This is a genomic window from Idiomarina sp. UBA4206, assembly GCF_002383015.1.
Lineage (GTDB): Bacteria > Pseudomonadota > Gammaproteobacteria > Enterobacterales > Alteromonadaceae > Idiomarina > Idiomarina abyssalis.
The window spans coordinates 74,050-74,914 of sequence record NZ_DFTS01000037.1 but is presented as its reverse complement, the minus strand read 5'-3'; the positions used below and the strand labels follow the sequence as shown (position 1 = coordinate 74,914).

The 865-nt window shown below is 48.9% G+C and carries 1 protein-coding gene and 1 pseudogene; one reads left to right on the top strand and one right to left on the bottom strand.

The genetic code is table 11. The annotated features are described in order from the left end of the window. Positions 1-635: glycosyltransferase (locus B3180_RS07925; protein WP_286843899.1), on the top strand; the 635-nt coding region annotated here is incomplete at its 5' end. A 2-nt stretch (positions 636-637) separates the two neighbouring features. Here the strand turns inward: B3180_RS07925 and B3180_RS07920 are convergent. Further along, positions 638-865: pseudogene (locus B3180_RS07920) on the bottom strand (DUF3429 domain-containing protein); the annotation flags it as partial.

Below are 865 nucleotides of genomic sequence, written 5' to 3'. Positions count from 1 at the left end.
GCATTGAGTTTGATCGCTTTCAGCAGGTTGACTCGAAACAGGTTGAGGACTTGCGTAAACAGCAGAATATTGGCGACGAAACCGTTTTTGTCAGCGTTTCCCGGCTCTCTAATGAAAAGAATATCGACTTCATGATAGACGCCATGGCGCAATTGAAGGAGCAGACGGATAAAGCATTCCGGTTGTTGATAGTGGGTGACGGCCATCAGCGTCGCAGATTACAGGGGCGCATTGACGACATGAACCTGCAGCAGCACATTACCCTGGTGGGTGCTGTTCCTCCTGAGCAGATGGCCGCCTGGTACCGACTCGGTGACGCATTTTTATTTGCGTCTCAGTCGGAGACTCAGGGTATGGTTATTCTGGAAGCGATGGCTGCCGGTCTGCCGGTGGTTGCGGTGCGATCAAGCGGTATTGATGATGTCGTTGAAGATGGGCATAACGGTTACAAAACACCGGCTAAGCAGTCGTTATGGTGTGAGCGGGTTAAACAAATTCTGGATGATACGGATTTGCGCCAGAGCCTTTCAGACAATGCTCTGGCGTTTGCCCGTGACTATTCTGTTGAAAAGTTCAGTAAGGACGTGCGCCTTATTTACGCCGAGACTCTGGCTCGTTACCACCAGACCAAGTAGCGTTACAAAATATGGTTGCCGAATACCAGTAACTGGCAGACAACAACGGCTGTTGTTAATAAAACGCGAATACGATAGTAGCCCATATAAGAAGTCATGGCGGAGCTGCGGGCGAGTTTTTGTTCAAAGAAAAGGACTAAAACAAAACCGAGCATTTGCAGACCCAGAGACCAGGCGGGTAGGTTAATGAGTATTGTGAACCAGGCTAAAAGAGCAAAAACATTGCTTAG